Source organism: Blastococcus sp. TML/C7B, from assembly GCF_016612845.1.
GTDB lineage: Bacteria > Actinomycetota > Actinomycetes > Mycobacteriales > Geodermatophilaceae > Blastococcus.
Window position 1 is genome coordinate 1,162,022 of sequence record NZ_JAEOAA010000002.1, and the last position, 20,101, is coordinate 1,182,122.

Annotated in this window: 17 protein-coding genes and 2 tRNA genes; 4 read left to right on the forward strand and 15 right to left on the reverse strand. The window is 72.6% G+C overall.

The genetic code is table 11. The annotated features are described in order from the left end of the window. Nucleotides 1-115: 115 nt before the first annotated feature. The 7 genes from JKP76_RS18530 to JKP76_RS18560 form a co-directional block, all read right to left on the reverse strand. Nucleotides 116-883 (reverse strand): TIGR03936 family radical SAM-associated protein, encoded by a 768-nt coding sequence (locus JKP76_RS18530; protein ID WP_200492231.1) that lies wholly within the window; start codon nucleotides 881-883, stop codon nucleotides 116-118. Then, nucleotides 883-2,826 (reverse strand): TIGR03960 family B12-binding radical SAM protein, encoded by a 1,944-nt coding sequence (locus JKP76_RS18535; RefSeq protein WP_200492232.1) that lies wholly within the window; start codon nucleotides 2,824-2,826, stop codon nucleotides 883-885. Before JKP76_RS18535 ends, JKP76_RS18530 begins: the two co-directional genes overlap by 1 nt. A 132-nt stretch (nucleotides 2,827-2,958) precedes the next feature. Then, nucleotides 2,959-3,369: a nucleoside-diphosphate kinase gene (gene ndk / locus JKP76_RS18540; protein WP_200492233.1), complete on the reverse strand. Its 411-nt coding sequence runs from the start codon at nucleotides 3,367-3,369 to the stop codon at nucleotides 2,959-2,961. 36 nt (nucleotides 3,370-3,405) lie between these two features. After that, entirely contained in the window at nucleotides 3,406-4,548 is a 1,143-nt protein-coding gene (locus tag JKP76_RS18545) for an NADH:flavin oxidoreductase/NADH oxidase (RefSeq protein ID WP_200492234.1), read from the reverse strand. 12 nt (nucleotides 4,549-4,560) lie between these two features. Further along, nucleotides 4,561-4,965: a DUF4233 domain-containing protein gene (locus tag JKP76_RS18550; RefSeq protein ID WP_200492235.1), complete on the reverse strand. Its 405-nt coding sequence runs from the start codon at nucleotides 4,963-4,965 to the stop codon at nucleotides 4,561-4,563. Continuing rightward, nucleotides 4,962-6,317 (reverse strand): folylpolyglutamate synthase/dihydrofolate synthase family protein, encoded by a 1,356-nt coding sequence (locus JKP76_RS18555; RefSeq protein WP_200492236.1) that lies wholly within the window; start codon nucleotides 6,315-6,317, stop codon nucleotides 4,962-4,964. The genes JKP76_RS18550 and JKP76_RS18555 overlap by 4 nt, the downstream gene beginning before the upstream one ends. Before the next feature lie 39 nt (nucleotides 6,318-6,356). Further along, nucleotides 6,357-6,794, reverse strand: coding sequence for a YccF domain-containing protein (locus tag JKP76_RS18560; RefSeq protein WP_200492237.1), 438 nt, complete (start codon nucleotides 6,792-6,794; stop codon nucleotides 6,357-6,359). Between the two features lie 84 nt (nucleotides 6,795-6,878). Between JKP76_RS18560 and valS the strand changes: the two genes are divergently transcribed. Beyond that, entirely contained in the window at nucleotides 6,879-9,464 is a 2,586-nt protein-coding gene (valS, locus tag JKP76_RS18565; RefSeq protein WP_200492238.1) for a valine--tRNA ligase, read from the forward strand. A 52-nt stretch (nucleotides 9,465-9,516) separates the two neighbouring features. Here the strand turns inward: valS and JKP76_RS18570 are convergent, their stop codons facing one another. From JKP76_RS18570 to JKP76_RS18600, 7 genes are all read right to left on the reverse strand, one after another. Then, nucleotides 9,517-10,434, reverse strand: a complete 918-nt coding sequence (locus JKP76_RS18570) for a DUF559 domain-containing protein (RefSeq protein ID WP_200492239.1) — start codon at nucleotides 10,432-10,434, stop codon at nucleotides 9,517-9,519. Between the two features lie 197 nt (nucleotides 10,435-10,631). After that, the gene (clpX, locus tag JKP76_RS18575) at nucleotides 10,632-11,900 is read right to left on the reverse strand and encodes an ATP-dependent Clp protease ATP-binding subunit ClpX (RefSeq protein ID WP_200492240.1); all 1,269 of its coding nucleotides are present in this window, start codon (nucleotides 11,898-11,900) and stop codon (nucleotides 10,632-10,634) included. Nucleotides 11,901-12,223: 323 nt separating this feature from the next. After that, nucleotides 12,224-12,853, reverse strand: coding sequence for an ATP-dependent Clp protease proteolytic subunit (locus JKP76_RS18580; protein WP_200492241.1), 630 nt, complete (start codon nucleotides 12,851-12,853; stop codon nucleotides 12,224-12,226). A 16-nt stretch (nucleotides 12,854-12,869) separates the two neighbouring features. Beyond that, nucleotides 12,870-13,508, reverse strand: coding sequence for an ATP-dependent Clp protease proteolytic subunit (locus tag JKP76_RS18585; RefSeq protein ID WP_375335662.1), 639 nt, complete (start codon nucleotides 13,506-13,508; stop codon nucleotides 12,870-12,872). A 287-nt stretch (nucleotides 13,509-13,795) separates the two neighbouring features. Next, the gene (tig, locus tag JKP76_RS18590; RefSeq protein ID WP_200492242.1) at nucleotides 13,796-15,244 is read right to left on the reverse strand and encodes a trigger factor; all 1,449 of its coding nucleotides are present in this window, start codon (nucleotides 15,242-15,244) and stop codon (nucleotides 13,796-13,798) included. 232 nt (nucleotides 15,245-15,476) lie between these two features. Beyond that, nucleotides 15,477-15,554 (reverse strand) — tRNA-Pro (locus JKP76_RS18595). A 52-nt stretch (nucleotides 15,555-15,606) separates the two neighbouring features. Further along, nucleotides 15,607-17,049: an amidase gene (locus JKP76_RS18600; protein WP_200492243.1), complete on the reverse strand. Its 1,443-nt coding sequence runs from the start codon at nucleotides 17,047-17,049 to the stop codon at nucleotides 15,607-15,609. A 77-nt stretch (nucleotides 17,050-17,126) separates the two neighbouring features. Here JKP76_RS18600 and JKP76_RS18605 point away from each other — a divergent pair. The 3 genes from JKP76_RS18605 to JKP76_RS18615 all read left to right on the forward strand — a co-directional run bounded on the left by JKP76_RS18605 (nucleotide 17,127) and on the right by JKP76_RS18615 (nucleotide 19,538). Beyond that, nucleotides 17,127-17,200, forward strand: a tRNA-Gly gene (locus tag JKP76_RS18605). 76 nt (nucleotides 17,201-17,276) lie between these two features. Then, on the forward strand, nucleotides 17,277-18,488 hold the full coding sequence (locus JKP76_RS18610) for a cytochrome P450 (RefSeq protein ID WP_200492244.1): 1,212 nt from the start codon (nucleotides 17,277-17,279) through the stop codon (nucleotides 18,486-18,488). A 138-nt stretch (nucleotides 18,489-18,626) separates the two neighbouring features. Next, nucleotides 18,627-19,538, forward strand: a complete 912-nt coding sequence (locus JKP76_RS18615) for an Fpg/Nei family DNA glycosylase (protein WP_200492245.1) — start codon at nucleotides 18,627-18,629, stop codon at nucleotides 19,536-19,538. An 8-nt stretch (nucleotides 19,539-19,546) separates the two neighbouring features. Here JKP76_RS18615 and JKP76_RS18620 read toward each other — a convergent pair whose 3' ends face one another. Further along, the gene (locus JKP76_RS18620) at nucleotides 19,547-20,065 is read right to left on the reverse strand and encodes a hemerythrin domain-containing protein (protein WP_200492246.1); all 519 of its coding nucleotides are present in this window, start codon (nucleotides 20,063-20,065) and stop codon (nucleotides 19,547-19,549) included. Nucleotides 20,066-20,101 lie beyond the last annotated feature (36 nt).

Genomic DNA, 20,101 nt, shown 5'->3' on the forward strand with positions numbered 1-20,101 from the left:
GGCGGTGCAACGCACCCGGTGGGGCTGGGTGCGGTGGTGCGGTGGTCTCAGTGGTGCGGCACGTCTGGCAGCCGTGTCGCGGCGACGGTGCGCCGGCCCCGTGGGCCTCCGCCGGTCAGACCGTCGCGTGCGCCTCCTGGTCGGGGGCTCCCGCGGTGCGGTCGGGCTCGAGCGGATCGGCCACGGTCCCGGTGTCGTCGAGCCGGCCCTGCGCCTCACGCACGGCCCGGGGGGGCAACGGCGGGCGCAGGTCGGCGACGGCAGCCAGGGCGGCCAACACGTCGTCCGGTCGAACGGCGGGCGTTCCCTGCCGGACGACCATGTGCAGTATGGCACAACCGACCCCGGCCGAGGCCGACGCGCTGGTCACGGACGGGCGGGCATCGATGTCCTTGAGCCCGTTCTTCGTCCGCTTCGCGACGGTGACGACGTCGGCGGCCAGGAACGCCTCGACGGCGCGGGTGAGCTCGTCGGGGTCCAGCCCGGGTAGCTCCACCCGCCACACCGAGGTGTCGATCCGGTCGGCCAGCGAGCCGGTCCCCTCCTGGGCCTCCACGCAGTCGAGGACGGCGACGTCCTCGGGCAGGGCGGCGTCGAGGGCGGCGCGCACGGCCTCCGGGTCGCACCGGACCGACAGCCCGATCTCCACGTACTCGGCCTCGCTGGCCGCGCCGGTCGGCGCGGCGCCGAGGTAGGAGATCTTCGGGTGCGGGCTGAAGCCGGCGGAGAACGCCATCGGCACCCGCGCCCGGCGCAGCGCCCGCTCCAGGGCGCGAGCGAGGTCGCGGTGCGAGGCGAACCGCAACCGGCCGCGCTTGGCGTACCGGATGCGCAGCTTCTGCACCGTGGGCGGCGGCGGAGGGCCGTCGGGCTGGCGGGCCATCAGACGACCGTGAGCGGGAGCAGGCTGCGGCCGGTGGGGCCGATCTGGATCTCCGTGCCGTTGGTCGGGCAGACGCCGCAGTCGTAGCAGGGGGTCCAGCGGCAGTCGGCGACCTCGTCCTCGGAGATGGCGGCCTGCCAGTCCTCCCAGAGCCACTCCTTGTCCAGCCCGGAGTCCAGGTGGTCCCAGGGCAGGATCTCGTGCTCGGTGCGCTCGCGCGTGGTGTACCAGTCGAGGTCGACGCCGAAGGGCGCCAGCTCCTCGGTGGCGGCGGCCACCCAGCGGTCGTAGGAGAAGTGCTCGCTCCAGCCGTCGAACCGGCCGCCCTCGCGCCACACCCGCTCGATGACCCGGCCGACGCGGCGGTCACCGCGGGAGAGCAGTCCCTCGATCACGCCGGGCTTGCCGTCGTGGTAGCGCAGGCCGATCGAGCGGCCGATCTTGCGGTCCTCGTTGATCTTGGCCCGGAGCACGCGCAGGCGGTGGTCGATCGTCTCGGCGCTGGCCTGGCCGGCCCACTGGAACGGGGTGTGCGGCTTGGGCACGAAGCCACCGATCGAGACGGTGCAGCGGATGTCCTTGCGGCCACTGGCCTCGCGGCCGGCGCGGATGACCTCGACCGCGAGGTCGGCGATCTCCAGGACGTCCTCGTCGGTCTCGGTGGGCAGACCGCACATGAAGTAGAGCTTCACCTGCGTCCAGCCGTTGGCGTACGCCGTCGTCACCGTGCGGACGAGGTCCTCCTTGGACACCGTCTTGTTGATGACCCGGCGGATCCGCTCGCTGCCCCCCTCGGGGGCGAAGGTCAGGCCGCTGCGGCGGCCGTTGCGCGAGAGCTCGTTGGCCAGCGTGACGTTGAAGGCGTCCACGCGGGTGCTCGGCAGGCTCAGGCCGGTGTTGGTGCCCTCGTACCGGTCGGCGAGCTCCTTGGCCAGCTGCCCGATCTCGGAGTGGTCGGCGCTGCTCAGGCTCAGCAGCCCGACCTCCTCGTAGCCGGTGGCCTTGAGGCCCTGGTCGACCATCGAGCCGATGCCGGTGATCGTGCGCTCGCGGACCGGGCGGGTGATCATCCCGGCCTGGCAGAAGCGGCAGCCACGGGTGCAGCCGCGGAAGATCTCGACGCTCATCCGCTCGTGGACGCTCTCGGCGAGCGGCACCAGCGGCTGCTTCGGGTAGGGCCACTCGTCGAGGTCCATGACGGTGCGCTTGCCGACCTTCTCCGGCACGTCGTCGCGGGTCTGCGTGACGGCCGCGATCGCGCCGTCGGCGGCGTAGGTCATGGCGTAGAAGCGCGGCACGTAGACGCCGTCGACGCGGGCCAGCCGGGCGAGCAGCTCCTCGCGCCCGCCGGGGCGGCCCTGCTCCTTCCACGCCCCCACCACGTCGGTGATGTCGCCGACGGCCTGCTCGCCGTCGCCCAGGACGGCGCAGTCGACGAAGTCGGCGACCGGCTCGGGGTTGAAGGCAGCGTGACCACCGGCGACGACGACCGGGTGGCTCTCGTCGCGGTCGACCGCGTGCAGCGGGACGCCGGCGAGGTCGAGCGCCTCGAGCAGGTTGGTGTAGCCGAGCTCGGTGGCGAAGCTGACGCCGAGGAGGTCGAAGTCGGCGACGGCGCGGTGCCCGTCGACGGTGAACTGCGGGACGCCGTGCTCGCGCATCAGGGCGGCGAGGTCGGGCCAGACGGCGTAGGTGCGCTCGGCCAGGGCGTCGGAGCGCTCGTTGAGGACCTCGTACAGGATCATCAGGCCCTGGTTGGGCAGCCCGACCTCGTAGGCGTCGGGATACATCAGCGCCCAGTGGACGCGGGCGGCGTCCCAGTGCTTCACCTGGGCGTTGAGCTCACCGCCCACGTACTGGATGGGCTTCTGGATCTGGGCCAGCAGGGGCTCGAGCCGCGGGTACAGCGACTCGCCCGTGGTCGTGCGGAGGTCAGCAGTCATGACCTGTCCAGGGTAGCCGCCGCCGCGACCACCTCCCCGGCCACGATCAGGTTCCCTGATCGTCCAGCGTCCTCCCTCACCGTGGGAGGTGAGGGAGGACGCTCGATGATCAGGGTCCCTGATCCCAGCGCGTCAGCCCAGGGTCGGGAAGAACAGCCCGATCTCGCGGGCGGCGGACTCCGGGGAGTCCGAGCCGTGCACGATGTTGTTCTGCACCTCGAGGGCGAAGTCGCCGCGGATGGTGCCCGGGCCGGCCTTGACCGGGTCGGTGGCGCCGGCCAGCGCGCGGAACGCCTCGATGGCCCGCGGGCCCTCGACGACCAGCGCCATCAGCGGGCCGCTGGTGATGAACTCGACCAGCGAGCCGAAGAACGGCCGCTCGCGGTGCTCGGCGTAGTGCGTCTCGGCGACGTCGGCGGTCAGCGTGCGCAGCTCGGCAGCGACCAGGCGCAGGCCCTTGCGCTCCAGGCGGGTGATCACCTCGCCGACGAGGCCACGGGCGACGCCGTCGGGCTTGACGAGGACAAGAGTGCGTTCGGTCACGGGACCGGAGCCTACGGCCCGGGCCGCACCCCGCGGTCACGCACCGGCGCCGGCCGCCGGCCAGCCGATGCTCGGCTCGTGCCCGCGGAAGTTCCGCAGCCACCAGGCCCAGTCCTCGGGGACCAGGCCGAAGGGGTCCGGGTGGCCCAGCTCGCGGGCCGCCCACACCGGCCAGTGCGGATTGGCCAGCGCCGGGCGGCCGAGCAGGACGACGTCGACGTCGCCGGACCGCACCGCGGCGTCGGCGTCCTGGGGCACGCCCAGGTTCCAGCTGGCCGCGACCGGGATGCCGAGCTCCCGCTTGATCCGCCCGGCCCGCTCCACCCAGGCCGCGGGCTGGCTCCACAGCGGGTCGGTCATCGCGTCGGTGTTGCCGCCGAAGCTCAGCTCGGCGAGGTCCAGGCCGCGCTCGGCCATCCAGCGCAGCGCCACGACCGCGTCCTCGAACCGGGTGCCCTCCGGGTTGAAGTCGTCGGCGCCGAGCCGCACGGTCAGGGGCAGGTGCTCGGGCCAGACCGCGCGGACGGCGTCCAGCGCCTCGAGCAGGAACCGGGCGCGGTTCTCCGGGCTGCCGCCGTACTCGTCCTCGCGCTGGTTGGCCAACGGCGAGAAGAAGCTGGAGCCCAGGTAGCCGTGGGCGAAGTGCAGCTCCAGCCACTCGTACCCGGCCGCGGCCGCCCGCACCGCCGCCTCGGCGTACCGCCGGTGCAGCGCCCGGATCTCCTCGACCGTGAGCGCGTGCACCGGGTACGGCCGGCGCGGAGCGCCGTACGGGATGGCCGACGGGCCGACGACCTGCCAGCCCCCGGGCGCGTCCGGGGCGATCTGCCCCCAGCCCGCCCACGGCGGCTCCTCGCTGCCGCTGCGGCCGGTGTGCCCCAGCTGGATGCCGGGCACGGCCCCCATGCTCCGCAGCATGGCGGTGACCCGCGCGTGCCCCTCGATCTGCGCGTCGTCGTAGAGACCGGCGCAGGAGAGGCTGGTGCGCCCCTCCGGACTGATCGCGATCTGCTCCGGGAAGACCAGCCCGAACCCGCCGGCCGCCCGCGCCCCCAGGTACATGAGGTGGAAGTCGTCCAGGCGCCCGTCGGTCGACCGGTACATCGTCATCGGGCTCATCCCGATGCGGTTGCGCAGCGTGACGCCCTTGAGGGCGAACTCGTCGAACAGGTGCGGCACGCCGGTCCGGTCTCAGTCGGTGGTGGGGGCGGTGCCGCCGTCGGCCGGGCCGGGCAGCTGGACGGGGCCGAACGCCGAGCCGATGAGCTGCTTGCGCACCTGCAGCAGGTAGAGCCAGATGAGCACGAACGCGCCGGCGACGAACCACATGGCGCTGTTCATCAGGCCGGTCGCCAGCAGCGGCACCTGCAGGGCGGTGCCGATGACCAGCCCCCGCTCCCGCCGCTGCACGCCGCTGGCGAGGATCAGCAGCAGCGCGAGGACCAGCAGGAGCGTCAGCCGGACGGCGCCGAGGCCCTCCTCGGTCTGCGCGATGCCGCGGGGCACGAACAGCACGGCGATGCCCTCGAGCACCAGGATCGCCGCGGCGGCCCCGCCCAGGGCGCGACCGGCGCGGACCGGGTCGGGCGCGGTCACGGACGGCGCCCCGAGAACAGCGCCCGGGCCTCCCCCGCGGTGATCACGCTGCCGGTCACCAGCACCCCGGAGCCGCCGAGCGCGTGGTCCTCCCCGGCCTCGGCCAGCTCGATCGCCTCGTCGATCGCCTCGGGCAGGCGCGGCGAGACGCTGACCCGGTCGGCACCGAAGACGTCGACGGCCAGCGCACCGAGCTCGTCGGCGGGCAGCGCGCGCTCGGAGCTGTTCTGGGTGACCACCAGCTCGGCGCACACCTCCTCGAGCGCGGCCAGCATCCCGGTCACGTCCTTGCCGCGGACGGCGCCGACCACCCCGACCAGGCGGGTGAAGTCGAAGGACTCGCGGATCGCCTCGACCGTCGCGGTCATGCCGGCGGGGTTGTGCGCGGCGTCGATGAGCACGCTCGGGCTGGTGCGCACCCGCTCCAGCCGGCCCGGCGAGCGGACGGCGGCGAACGCGGCCCGGACCGTCTCCTGCTCGATCGGCCCGGTCGCGGCGCCCGCGCCGAGGAACGCCTCGACCGCGGCCAGCGCCGTCGCCGCGTTCTGCGCCTGGTGCGCGCCGAACAGCGGCAGGTAGACCTCGTCGTACTCGCCACCGAGCCCCTGCAGGCGCACCTGCTGCCCGCCGATCGCGACCCGCCGCTCCAGCACGCCGAACTCGGTGCCCTCGCGGGCCACCACGGCCTCCACCTCGACCGCGCGACGCACGAGGGAGTCCAGCGCGCCCGGCTGCTGGTGGGCGAGCACCGCGATGGAGTCGGCCTTGATGATCCCGGCCTTCTCCCCCGCGATCGTGGCGACGTCGGGCCCGAGGTACTCGGCGTGGTCCATCGCCACCGGCGTGACGACGGCGACCCGCGCGTCGGCGACGTTCGTGGCGTCCCACGTGCCGCCCATGCCGACCTCGATGACGGCGACGTCGACCGGCGCGTCGGCGAACAGCGCGTACGCCATCCCGACCATCACCTCGAAGAAGCTCATCGGGTGCTCGCCGGCGGCGTCGACCATCTGCACGTACGGCGCGATGTCGGCGTAGGTCTCGACGAACCGTTCGGGGCTCACCGGCTCGCCGTCCAGGACGATCCGCTCCCGCATCGACTCCAGGTGCGGGCTGGTGAACCGGCCCACGCGCAGGCCGAAGCCGCGCAGCAGCTCGTCGACCATGCGCGCCGTCGTCGTCTTGCCGTTGGTGCCGGCCACCTGGATGACCGGCATCGCGCGGTGCGGGTTGCCCAGGAGGTCGACCAGCGCGTTGATGCGGGTCAGCGAGGGCTCGAGCCGGCTCTCCGGCCAGCGCGCCAGCAGCTCGCGTTCCACCCGGGCCAGGTCACCGGTGCTGCCGTTGCTCATCCTGCTCAGGATGCCAGCCCGTGCCGGGACGCCCGCTGCCTACCGCGCAGCGCCCTGGACGACGCCGCTGCCGGCGTGCATCCAGTCGCGCGGGGGCGCGGCCTCGACGACCCGCTTCACGAGGGGGAACAGCCCGACGGCGGCCAGCTTGAACGACGCGACGCCGAACGGGATGCCGATGACCGTCAAGCAGAAGCCGATGCCCGCGACGACGTGGACGAGCGCCAGCCACCAGCCCGCCAGGAGGAACCAGAGCAGGTTGCCGACGGCCGAGGCCACCCCGGCACCGGGAGCCCGGACGGTGGTGCGCCCGAACGGCCACAGGACGAAGCCGGCCAGCCGGAACGACGCGATGCCGAACGGGATGGTCACGATGAAGATGCAGGCGATCACGCCCGCCAGCAGGTAGGCCAGCGCCAGGATCCAGCCCTGCAGCACCAGCCAGATCACGTTCAGCAGCAGCCGCAGGGTGTCCACGCATCCTCCACGGACGGCGGGGGCGCGGTGTTCCCCCAGGACGGCAGCGAACGACGTCGTCCCCGGCTTCCTAGGATGCTGGGCATGGCTGCCGACATCTCCCGCCCGGACCCGACGGCTCCGGGAGCCACCGTCGGCGTACCCGAGAAGCCCACGATCGACGGGCTCGAGGAGAAGTGGGTCGAGCGCTGGGCGGCGGATGACACCTACGCCTTCGACCGGGACGCCGCCCTGCAGGCGCCGCGCGAGCAGATCTACTCGATCGACACCCCGCCGCCGACCGCGTCCGGCTCGCTGCACGTGGGCCACGTCTTCAGCTACACGCACACCGACTTCGTCGCCCGCTACCAGCGGATGCGCGGCCGGCACGTCTACTACCCGATGGGCTGGGACGACAACGGCCTGCCGACCGAGCGGCGCGTCCAGAACTACTACGGGGTGCGCTGCGACCCCGCGCTCCCCTACGACCCGTCGTTCGAGCCCCCGGCCAAGGCGGGCAAGGACCAGGTGCCGGTCTCGCGCCGCAACTTCGTCGAGCTGTGCATGCAGCTGACCGAGGCCGACGAGGCCGAGTTCGAGAAGCTGTGGCGCCGGGTCGGGCTGTCGGTGGACTGGACGAACGTCTACCGGACGATCTCCGAGGCCTCCCGCGCCACCGCGCAGAAGATGTTCCTGCAGAACCTGGCCCGCGGTGAGGCCTACGCCCAGGAGGCCCCGACCCTCTGGGACGTCAGCTTCCGCACCGCCGTCGCCCAGGCCGAGCTGGAGGACCGCGAGCGGCCGGGCGCCTACCACCGCGTGGCGTTCGCCGGCCCGTCCGGCCCGGTGCACATCGAGACCACCCGCCCCGAGCTGCTGCCCGCCTGCGTCGCCCTGGTCGCGCACCCCGACGACGAGCGCTACCAGCCGCTGTTCGGGAAGGCGGTGCGGACGCCGATCTTCGACGTCGAGGTGCCCGTCGTCGCCCACCGCCTGGCCGAGAAGGACAAGGGCTCGGGCATCGCGATGATCTGCACCTTCGGCGACCTGACCGACGTCATCTGGTGGCGCGAGCTGCAGCTGCCGACGCGCGCGGTCATCGGCTGGGACGGCCGGTTCCTGGCCGAGCCGCCGGCCGGCGTGCCCGCCGGGCCCTACGCGGAGCTCGCCGGCAAGACGTCGTTCAGCGCCCAGCAGCGGATCGTCGAGCTGCTGCGCGAGTCCGGCGCCCTGAAGGGCGACCCGAAGCCGATCACCCACCCGGTGAAGTTCTACGAGAAGGGCGACCGCCCGCTCGAGATCGTCACCACGCGCCAGTGGTACATCCGCAACGGCGGCCGCGACGCCGACCTGCGCGAGGCGCTGGTGGCCCGCGGCCGGGAGATCCAGTGGGTGCCCGAGCACATGCGGCACCGGTACGAGAACTGGGTCGAGGGCCTCAACGGCGACTGGCTGATCAGCCGCCAGCGGTTCTTCGGCGTCCCGTTCCCGGTCTGGTACCGGCTGGACGCCGAGGGCGAGCCGATCCACGACGAGCCGATCCTGGCCGCGCCGGAGTCCCTGCCGGTGGACCCCTCCTCCGACGTGCCGCCGGGCTTCGACGAGTCGCAGCGCGGCGTCCCCGGCGGGTTCATCGCCGACCCCGACGTCATGGACACCTGGGCGACGTCGTCGCTCTCGCCGCAGGTGGCCTCGGGCTGGGACACCGACCCGGAGCTGTTCGCCGCGGTCTTCCCGATGGACCTCCGCCCGCAGGCGCACGACATCATCCGCACCTGGCTGTTCTCGACCGTGGTGCGCTCGCACTACGAGTTCGGCACGGTGCCGTGGTCGCACGCGGCGATCTCCGGGTTCGTCGTGGACCCGGACCGCAAGAAGATGTCGAAGTCGAAGGGCAACGCGACGACGCCGATCGACGTCCTGGAGCGGTACGGCACCGACGCCGTCCGCTGGCGCGCCGCCGGTGCGCGCCCGGGTGCGGACTCGCCGTTCGACGAGACGCAGATGAAGGTCGGCCGCCGGCTGGCGATGAAGATCCTCAACGTCGGCAAGTTCGTGCTGGGCCTGGGCGCCTCGGCGTCCTCGACGGTCGACCAGGTCACCGAGCCGATCGACCTGGGCATGCTCACCGCGCTCGGCCGGGTGGTCGACGAGGCGACGGCGGCGTTCGAGGCCTACAACTACACCCGCGCGCTCGAGGTCAGCGAGACGTTCTTCTGGTCGTTCTGCGACGACTACGTGGAGCTGGTGAAGTCCCGCGCCTACGGGTCCGGGGCGGCGGCGACCTCCGCGCAGGCGGCGCTGGCGGTGGCGCTGGAGGTCCAGCTGCGGCTGTTCGCGCCGGTGCTGCCGTTCGTGACCGAGGAGGTCTGGTCCTGGTGGCAGGCCGGCTCGGTGCACCGCGCCGTGTGGCCGGTGGCCTCCGCGCTCCCCTCGGGCGGCGACCCCGCCGTGGTGACGGCGACCGCCGCCGCCCTGGCCGGCGTCCGCAAGGCCAAGTCCGACGCCAAGGTCTCCATGCGCGCCGACGTCGAGACGGCGACCGTCACCGCCCCCGCCGCGCAGGTGCCGCTCATCGAGGCCGGCCGCGCCGACCTGGTGGACGCCGGCCGGATCGCCACGCTGTCGGTGCAGCCCGGCGACGGCGAGCTGACGGTGGCCGTCGTCCTCGCGGAGGTCGCAGAGGCCTGACGCGCCTCGACGGTGTGCGCTGGTCGGCAGCTCCGGGCCCGGGAGCTGCCGGCTAGCGCACACCGTTGCCCACGATGAGCGATCGGCGGGCGGCGTGGGCGGCCCGGATGTCGCGGCGGCAGTCCTCGGGGTGCAGCGTGAGCCGGCGGTAGCCGAAGCGCAGCGTCTGCCAGCCGACGGTCGCCAGCAGCGCGTCGCGCCGGATGTCCCGCTCGCGCTGCCGGCGGGACCCGTGCCAGGCGGCGCCGTCCATCTCGACGGCGAGCGCGACCTCCTCGTACGCCGCGTCGAGCGCGAACACCTCCCCCGCGACGACGATGCGGCGCTGCTGCACGAACGGCGGCATTCCCGGGCCCCGCAGCACCTGCAGGCAGCCCCAGATCTCCAGCTCGCTCTGGCACCCGGCAGCGAGCAGCTCGACCACCCGCGCGAGCTCGGCGCGGCCCGGCAGGCGCGGGCGGCGGGCGAGCTCGTCGGCCAGCTCGCTCACCGACGCCTCCCGGCGCCGGACGGCGGTGATGGCTGCGGCCCGCACGTCGGCGCGGCTCAGCGGCGCGGGCCGCCCCCAGGTGTCGACGAGCGACCGCTCCACCGAGGTGACCGAGGTACTGCCGACCCGGCGCCGCTCGGCGTCCACGCCGGCCGAGCGGTGCACGGTCACCCCGCGGGACCCGCGGGCGCTGCGGGTCAGGTCGACGGTGACGTGGACCGGGCCGGGCGGGTGCTCGACCAGCCCCCACAGGGCCAGAGCCGTGACGTGGCTGGCCACGCCGCCGCGGGCCAGCGCGGCGGCCAGGCGGACCCGCCACTCCCCCGCGGCCTGCGGCAGCGCGTAGACGCCGGGACGCAGCAGGACCAGCTTCCCCGCGGCGACCCAGGCGCCGACGGCGCGGGCGCTGATCCGCCGCTGCAGCTCCGCGGCGGTCGCCCACCCGGCCTCACCCACGACCGCTGCCACGTCCCGCGTCATGGCGCCAGGCTGCCGGGCGTCGGGCGCGGTCGGGGTCGGTCAGCCGGATCTGTGGACGGCGGCCGGCGACGGTGTGCGCGGGTCGGCAGCTCGATCGCCCGGAACTGCCGATAAGCGCACACCGTCGGCGACGCACTTCTCGGGACACGCGAACGGCCCGCCCCCGGTGGGGGCGGGCCGTTCAACGGTCGCTCAGGTCAGGCGGACTTCTCGCGGCGCTCGCGGGTGGGCTTGCGCGGCACGATGGTCGGGTTGACGTGCTCCAGCACGACCTCCTTGGTGATCACCACGGAGGCGACGTCGTCCCGGCTGGGGACGTCGTACATCACCGACTGGAGCACCTCCTCCATGATCGCGCGGAGCCCGCGGGCGCCGGTGCCGCGGAGGATCGCCTGGTCGGCGATGGCCTCGAGCGCGTCGTCGGTGAACTCCAGCTCCACGCCGTCGAGCTCGAAGAGCTTCCGGTACTGGCGCACCAGGGCGTTCTTCGGCTCGGTGAGGATGTTGATCAGCGCCTCGCGGTCCAGCTTCTGCACGCTGGTGATCACCGGGAGCCGGCCGATGAACTCGGGGATCATGCCGAACTTCAGCAGGTCCTCGGGCATGACCTCGGCGAAGGCGTTGGCCTCGGCGATCTCGGCCTTGCCGCGGACCTCGGCGCCGAAGCCGATCCCCTGCTTGCTGGTGCGCTGCTCGATGACCTTCTCCAGGCCGGCGAACGCGCCACCCACGATGAACAGCACGTTCGTCGTGTCGATCTGGATGAACTCCTGGTGCGGGTGCTTGCGGCCACCCTGCGGGGGCACCGACGCCGTCGTCCCCTCGAGGATCTTCAGCAGCGCCTGCTGCACGCCCTCACCGGAGACGTCGCGGGTGATCGACGGGTTCTCGCTCTTGCGGGCGATCTTGTCGACCTCGTCGATGTAGATGATCCCGGTCTCGGCCCGCTTCACGTCGTAGTCCGCGGCCTGGATCAGCTTGAGCAGGATGTTCTCGACGTCCTCGCCGACGTAGCCGGCCTCGGTGAGCGCCGTGGCGTCGGCGATCGCGAAGGGGACGTTGAGCATCCGCGCGAGGGTCTGCGCCAGGTGGGTCTTGCCGCACCCGGTCGGGCCCATCAGCAGGATGTTCGACTTGGCCAGCTCCACGCCCTCGTCGCGGCGGTCACCGCCGGCCTGGATCCGCTTGTAGTGGTTGTAGACGGCCACCGACAGCGTCCGCTTGGCCTTGTCCTGGCCGATGACGTACTGCTCGAGGAAGTCGTGGATCTCCTTCGGCTTCGGCAGCTCGTCGAACTTGAGGTCCGAGGACTCCGAGAGCTCTTCCTCGATGATCTCGTTGCAGAGGTCGATGCACTCGTCGCAGATGTAGACCCCGGGGCCAGCGATGAGCTTCTTGACCTGCTTCTGGCTCTTCCCGCAGAAGGAGCACTTGAGCAGGTCACCGCTCTCACCGATTCGTGCCACCTGCTGACCTCCACCTCGGATTCGCAGCCCTGGAACCAGGTGCCTGCGTCGTCGTCGTTGCTGCTCTTCAGCCGCTGCAGTCCCCGCTCCGCGGGGCTCTCGTCCCGGTGCTGTCGACCGGGGTCGGGCGTCCGCCGAACGTACCTGCCGCCACCGACGCCGCCGGGCAATGACTCACCCGGTTCGGTTCCGGCGCTTCCCACTTCCGTACCGCTCGCCTCTCGGCCCAGTTCCGGCCCGGGAGCGCCTCCCGAACCGTTGGACCCTTCGACGGTACGAGCCGGGGACGCGACACGCGCGGCCCCGGCTCGCGCCGTCGGGGATCAGACCGAGGGGAGGGCGTTGAGCTTCCGGCTCTGGATCACCTGGTCGACGATCCCGTACTCCTTGGCCTCCTCGGCGGTGAGGATCTTGTCGCGGTCGATGTCGGTGCGGACCTGCTCGGCCGTCCGGCCGGTGTGCCGCGCCAGGATCTCCTCCATCTGCGACCGCACCCGCTGGATCTCCGCGGCGTGGATCTCGAGGTCGGAGACCTGACCGCCCGCCTCGCCCGACGGCTGGTGGATCAGCACGCGGGAGTAGGGCAGGGCCAGACGCTTCCCCGGCGTCCCGGCCGCGAGCAGGACGGCGGCGGCCGAGGCGGCCTGGCCCATGCACACGGTCTGGATGTCGGGACGGACGAACATCATCGTGTCGTAGATCGCCATGAGCGAGGTGAACGAGCCACCGGGCGAGTTGATGTAGATCGTGATGTCGCGGTCCGGGTCGGTGGACTCCAGCGTGATCAGCTGGGCCATGACGTCGTTGGCCGAGGCGTCGTCGATCTGCACCCCGAGGAAGATGATGCGCTCCTCGAAGAGCTTGTTGTAGGGGTTGGACTCCTTCATGCCGTAGCTCGTGCGCTCCACGAAGGAGGGCAGGATGTACCGGCTGGAGGGCATCTGGAAGCTCATGTCAGTCCCTCCGGACTCAGTTGTCGGTGACCGGGTTGGCGCTGTCGGTCATGGTCGCGCGGCTGACGACGTGGTCGACGAAGCCGTACTCGAGGGCCTCCTGCGCGGTGAACCACCGGTCGCGGTCGGAGTCCTTCTCGATCTGCTCGACGCTCTGGCCGGTGTGGAAGGACTGCAGCTCGTTGAGCTCCTTCTTCGTCCGGCGGAAGAGGTCGGCCTGGATGGCGATGTCGGCCGCGGTGCCGCCGACGCCCGCCGAGGGCTGGTGCATCATGATCCGCGCGTGCGGCAGGGCGTAGCGCTTGCCCTTGGTGCCGGCGGTGAGCAGGAACTGGCCCATCGAGGCGGCCAGGCCCATGCCGTAGGTGGCGACGTCGCAGTCGATGAACTGCATCGTGTCGTAGATCGCCATGCCGGCGCTGACCGAGCCGCCGGGCGAGTTGATGTACAAGTGGATGTCGGTCTTCGGGTCCTCCGCCGACAGCAGCAGCATCTGCGCCGCGAGCTGGTTGGCGATGACGTCGTCCACCTGCGTGCCGAGGAAGATGATGCGCTCGCGCAGCAGGCGCTCGTAGACGGAGTCTCCGAGGTTCATCATGCCGCCGGCGCCGCGCATCATGGGGGCGCTCGCGAGGTTCGGGTGGGTAGTGCTCACGGGTGCGGTGACCTCCGTAGGACTGTCGAGCAGTCGGTCTCGGTGGACTGGTGAGTCGTGGTGCGGGGCGATGGTGCGGGCTTCGACGGCCCTCCGGAGAGCGGTGCTCCCCGGCGATTCGCCTGAGTCCTGTCGACCCTAACGCGCACCTCCGACGGTGCAGTCCCGCGACGGGTGGTGTTCGCCGTCGGCGCAGCGGCCGGACCGGCCAGGACGTCCCGGAACGACGGACGCCGCCCCACCCGGCATCGGGTGGAGCGGCGTCGCGTGCGGTGCTGCGGGGGCGATCAGGCCTTGTCGACGACCTCGGTGTCCTCGACGGCGCCCTCGGCCGCCTCGACGGCGGTGGCCTCGGCGGCGAACTCGGCGTCGGCGGCGTCCTCGTCAGCGGCGTCCTCGGCCGGGGCCTGGACCGTCTTCGGGCGGAGCGCCTCGAGGTCGACGACGGTGCCCGACGCGTCGGTGATCGTCGTCTGCTCGAGCAGCTGGGCCAGCGTCTTCGTCCGGCGCACGTCGGCGACGAACTCGGCGATGTTGTTGCCCTGCTGCAGCTGCTGCGCGTACTGCTCCGGGCTCATCCGGTTGCGCTGGGCCTGGGCCATGATCTGCGCGGAGAGGTCGTCGTTGTCGACGGTGACCTCACGGGCGTCGGCGATCGCGTCCAGGATGAACTGCGTCCGGACGGCCTCCTCGACGTTCTTGCGCTGGTCGGCGTCGTAGGCCTCGCGGCTCTCGACACCGGACATCTTGAGGAAGCTGTCCCAGTCCATGCCGGCCTGCTGCAGCTCGCCCTCGAAGGCGCGGTTGCGCCACTCGATCTCGCGCTCGACCAGGTTGTCGGGCATGGGCACCTCGACGGCCTCGAGCAGGTGCTCGACCAGCTTGTCGCGGGCCTGCGCGCCCTGCTGGATCACCTTGGTGCGGGCCAGGCGGGTGCGGACGTCCTCGCGCAGCTCGTCGAGGGTGTCGAACTCGCTGGCGGTGGAGGCGAACTCGTCGTCGAGCTCGGGGAGCTCCTTCTCCTTCACCGAGCGGACGGTGACGGTGACGTCGGCGGTCTCGCCGGCGTTGGGGCCGGAGAGCAGCGCGGTCTGGAAGGTCTTGGACTCCTCGGCGGACAGCCCGCGGACGGCGTCGTCGAGGCCCTCCATGAGGTTGCCGGAGCCGACCTCGTAGGACATGCCGGTGGTGGAGCCGTCCTCGAGCACCTCGTCACCGAGCTTGGCCTCGAGGTCGATGGAGACGAAGTCGCCGTCCTGGGCGGCCCGCTCGACCGACTGCAGCATGCCGAAGCGCTCGCGCATGACGGTGATCTGCTGGTCGATCTCCTCGTCGGTGACCTCGACGTCGTCGACGGTCACGGACAGGTCCTCGAGCGGGGGCAGCTCGAGCTGCGGGGCGACGTCGACCTCGGCGGTGAACTCGAGGGTCTCGTTGTCCTCGAGCTTGGTCACCTCGATGTCGGGCTGGCCGAGCACGCGGACCTGGTTCTCGCGGACGACCTCGGAGTAGACCTCCGGGATGGCGTGCTGGACGACCTGCTCCAGGACGACGGGCCGGCCGATGCGCTGGTCGAGCACGCGGTTGGGGACCTTGCCGGGGCGGAAGCCGGGGACGCGGACCTGCTTGCCCAGCTCCTTGTAGACCTCACCGAAGGCGTGGTCCAGGTCCCCCCAAGCCACCTCGATCGCCATCCGGACCCGCGTGGGGCCGAGTTCCTCGATGGTGCTCTTCACAGCGGCAGTGCTCCTCGATAAAGACAGTGGGTGGGGCGCTCGGTGCTCGACAGCGCCGCGTCGACCCACGAGTCTACGGGCGACGGGCGAGCGCACGCCGGGCCGGGATGCGGCCGGCGGCTGGTCGGGGTGACAGGACGTGAGCCTGCTGCACGACCTGGTCGGGGTGACAGGATGTGAGCCTGCTGCACGACCTGGTCGGGGTGACAGGATGTGAGCCTGCTGCAAGACCTGGTCGGGGTGACAGGATTTGAACCTGCGGCCACCCTGCTCCCAAAGCAGGTGCGCTACCAAGCTGCGCCACACCCCGTGGCCGGGCCGAGTCTAGGGCCCCGGCCGGTCGTGGACGGCCGGGCGACGTCTCAGGCGGAGACCGGCGGACGGCGGTCCGCCCACGGCGCCGCGTCCTCGAGCGCTGCGGCGACCCGGACGAGCACGTCCTCCCGCCCGAAGGCCGCGACGATCTGCACCCCGACCGGCAGCCCGTCGGCGGTCCAGTGCAGCGGCAGGCTGACCGCCGGCTGGCCGGTGACGTTGAACTGGGCGGTGTAGGGCATGAAGGCCCCCACGCGTCGCCCCTCCTGCTCCGGGCCGGCTGCGGCGAACCAGCCGAGCTCCGGCGGGGGTGCGCCCACCGTCGGGGTGACCAGCAGGTCGAAGCCGCGGCCGCCCTGCTCCGTCGGCGTCCAGAAGGCGGCCATCTGCCGCGCCCAGGTCGCCAGCTCGGCGCGCGCGGCCAGGTAGTCGGCGGACGACATCTGCCGGCCCATCGCCCGGTAGGTCGCGTTGCGGCGTTCCAGCTCCTCGTCGCGCACCGGGCGGCCCAGGAGGCGCTCGTGGGCGGCCAGGGCCAGGGCGATGTCGGCGGCGATGGTGGCGCCGAAGCCGCGCATGAACCGCTCGTCGAACATGACGTCGGGGGTGGTGGGCTCGACGGCGCAGCCGAGCTGCTCGAGGAGCCGCCCGGCGCGGTCCACGGCGGCGCGGCAGTCCGGCGACGGCTCCCCCGGCTCGGTGTCGAGGATCCCGACGCGCAACCGGCCGACCGGGGCACCGACCTCGTCCGCGAGGGCTCGGGGCAGCGGCGGGGCGACGTAGGGGTCACCGGGCATGGCGCCGCTGATCAGGTCGAGGACGGCGGCGGCGTCGCGCACCGTGCGGGTGACCACGCCGTCGGTGGTGGCGCCGGCCCAGCTCTCCCCCACCTCCGGGCCGTGGCTCACGCGCGCGCGGGTGGGCTTCAGACCGACCAGCGCGCACTCGGACGCCGGGATGCGGATCGATCCCCCGCCGTCGCTGGCGTGGGCGACCGGGACCATCCCGGCGGCGACGGCCGCCGCCGAGCCGCCGCTGGAGCCACCGGCGGAGTGCCCCGGGTTCCACGGGTTGCGCGTGGGGCGGTGGGCCGCCGGCTCGGTCGTGATGGTGGTGCCGAACTCGGGCACGTTGGTGCGGCCGAGGAAGACGAATCCGGCGGCGCGGAACTGCTGCGCGACGTAGCTGTCGGTGGGCCAGCGGACGTCGGCGTCGCGCAGGAACGAGGTGCCGTAGTTCGTGGCCTCGCCCGCGACGTGGCAACCGAGGTCCTTGAGCAGCATCGGGACGCCGCGGAACGGGCCGTCGGGGAGCTCGCCCCCGGCCTCCTTGCGGGCGTCGTCGAAGCGGTCGCGGATCACCGCGTCCAGTTGCGGGTTCACCCGCTCGATGCGCTCGATCGCGGCGTCGACGAGCTCGGCCGGGCTCGCCTCGCCGGAGCGCACCAGCTCGGCCTGTGCGGTGGCGTCCATCCACGTGGTCTGCGTCACGTCGAGCACCGTAGCGGCGTCCGGCCCGGGGCGGCGCGGCCGCGAGCGCTCCGGCCGTTAGGCTGTCCGGGCACCTCGCGGGTGTAGCTCAATGGTAGAGCCCCAGCCTTCCAAGCTGGCCATGCCGGTTCGATCCCGGTCACCCGCTCCACATCCTCGCCATGGGTGGATGCGTGTCCGCGCAGCTCAGCAGGGCGTGGGCGCTGCTTCCCCTGCTAGCTTCCGGCATGACCACGACTGCGCCGCGCATCGACCTGCTCGACACGACGGCCTTCGCCGGCAGCCAGCCGCACGAGCAGTTCCGCTGGCTGCGCCGGCACGACCCGGTCCACCGCCACGCCGACCCGCGCGGGCCGGACTTCTGGGTCGTGACGCGGCGCGCCGACGTCATCGCGGTCGAGAAGGACCACGAGACCTTTTCATCCGAGCCCTCGATCATGATCGCCGACGCCGGCGGGGCGCTGGGATCCGGCGATCACCAGATGATGATCTCGTGCGACCCGCCGCTGCACACCAGCTACCGGCGGCTGGTGCACGAGGAGTTCACGCCGAGGGCGGCACAGGCCCTCAGCGGCCGTATCGGCGAGCTGGCCGCCACGATCGTGGACCGGGTGGCCGGCCGGGGCGAGTGCGACCTGGTCGCGGACGTCGCCGGCGAGCTGCCGTCGTACGTCATCGCGGAGCTGCTCGGCATCCCGCTCGAGGACGGCCGCCGCCTCTACCACCTCACCGAGACCATCCACGCCGACCCCGTGAAGGTGCCGGAGGGTGCCGGCACGAAGGCAGTGCTGGAGATGTTCGGCTACGCCTCGCAGGTGGCGGCGGAGAAGCGCGCGAAGCCCGGCCAGGACCTCGCCAGCCGGCTGCTGCACGCCGAGGTCGACGGCCGGCGGCTGGACGAGATGGACTTCGGCCTGTTCTTCCTGCTCCTCGTCGACGCGGGTGGCGACACCACCCGCAACCTGGTCGCGGGCGGGGTGCAGGCGCTGTTCGACCACCCGGGAGAGCGGCGGCGGCTGCAGGCCGACCTCGATGGCCTGCTCGGGCCGGCGATGCACGAGATGTTGCGCTTCGTCAGCCCGGTCATCTACATGCGTCGCACGGCGACGCGGGACACCGTGCTCGGCGGCCGGCAGATCTCCGCCGGTGACAAGGTCGTCGTCTACTACGGCTCGGCCAACCGCGACGAGACGGTGTTCGACGAGCCGGACGCGTTCCGGGTCGACCGCAGCCCCAATCCGCACATCGCATACGGGGTGGGCCGCCACACCTGCCTGGGCATGCACATCGCCCGAGTCGAGATCACCGCGATGCTGCGCGAGATCCTCACCCGGCTGCCCGACATCGAGCCGGCGGGACCGCCGACGTGGCAGGACTCCGCGTTCATCTTCGGGCCGCGCACGATGCCGGTCCGCTTCACTCCCGTTCGGGCGCGCTGAGGTCACGGCCTCTCCGACCGCACATCGGGGTCACGCCCCTCGACTCAGGGTCCGACGGGGCGTCCGAGCACGTCGTTCCGAGGAGATGCCGTTCTCGTCGCGACGGCGGGACCGTCAGCCGGCGGGCACCATGGGAACGTGCCCGAGGGAGACAGCGTCTGGAAGGCCGCGCGCCGGATGCGCGGGCACCTGGTCGGCCGCACCGTCGTGCGCAGCGACTTCCGCGTCCCGCAGCTCGCCACGGCCGACCTCGCCGGCCGCACGATCACTGCGTTCGACTCCTACGGCAAGCACATGCTCACCCGCTTCAGCGGCGGGCTGACGCTGCACACCCACTTCCAGATGGACGGCGCCTGGCAGGTGGTCGGTCCCGGCAAGCGGCTGCCGCGCACCTTCGACGACGAGATCCGGCTGGTCCTGCACACCGACGGCCCGACGGCGTACGCGCTGCGCATGCCGGTGCTCGAGCTCGTCCAGACCGCGCGCGAGGACGCGGTCGTCGGTCACCTCGGGCCGGACCTGCTCGGGCCGTCGTGGGACGAGGACGCGGCCGTCGAGCGGCTGCTGCGCGATCCCGGGCGGCCGCTGGTCGAGGCGCTCTTGGACCAGAAGAACCTCGCCGGCATCGGCAACCTGTGGGCCGTCGAGACCTGCTACCTGCGCGGCTACTCCCCCTGGACGCCGGTGCGCGAGGTCGACCTGCGGGCCACCGTCCGCCTGGCCCGCCGGATGATGCAGCACTCGCTCGACCACCCGGGTCAGGTCACCACGGGCGACACCCGCCGGGGCCAGACCCACTGGGTGTACGGCAGGGCCGAGCGGCCGTGCCGCCGGTGCGGGACGCCGGTGGCCTTCCGGGACTCGGTCACGGGCACGCCCTACTCCCGCGAGACCTGGTGGTGCCCGCACTGCCAGCCCGGCCCCTTCCCGTCCCTGGCCGAGCGGCCCACCCGACCCGGGCTGCGGCGGGGCGTCAACGAGGAGTCCTTCGGCTCGCGCGGCCGGCGGCTGCGCGGCGCGCCCGGGTACGCGCGACGACCTCCCGGCTGACCAGCGCCCTACGCGGTCGGGTCGCCCTCGGGCACCTCGATCGCGACCACCTCGGCCACGTCCGCGTCCTCCCCGGACAGCCCCTCGGCCTCCTCGTGCTCGTCGTGGAAGGCCAGCCAGCGCATCCCGAGGGCCTCGCGCTGCTCGTCGTCGACGGCCTCCTTGAACGGCGGGAAGAAGTCGGTCTCCTCCTCGGCCATGTGGTCGGCGTTGACCTGCCGCGCGTTCCGCACCGCTTCCCACCAGGCCTCGCTGCCGACCTCCTGCTCCCCCACCGCGGCCGCCGCGTGCCGGATCTCGTTGTGGTCGTGCACCCCCTCGGCCGTCTCCTCCTCGCCGTCGGCCTCTTGCGCCAGCAGCGGGTAGAACAGCTGCTCCTCGGCCACGGCGTGCACCTCGAGCTTGGCGTGCAGCGCCTCCCAGGCGGCGGCGAGCTCGTCGGCGGGCAGGTCGTCGAGCGCGGCGAAGTCCCGCCGGAAGATCTCGTGCTCGGCCAGGACCAGCGCGGTGATCTCGAAGTCGGACATGCCGCCCTTGGTACCCGCTCCGCGGCGCGACCGCTC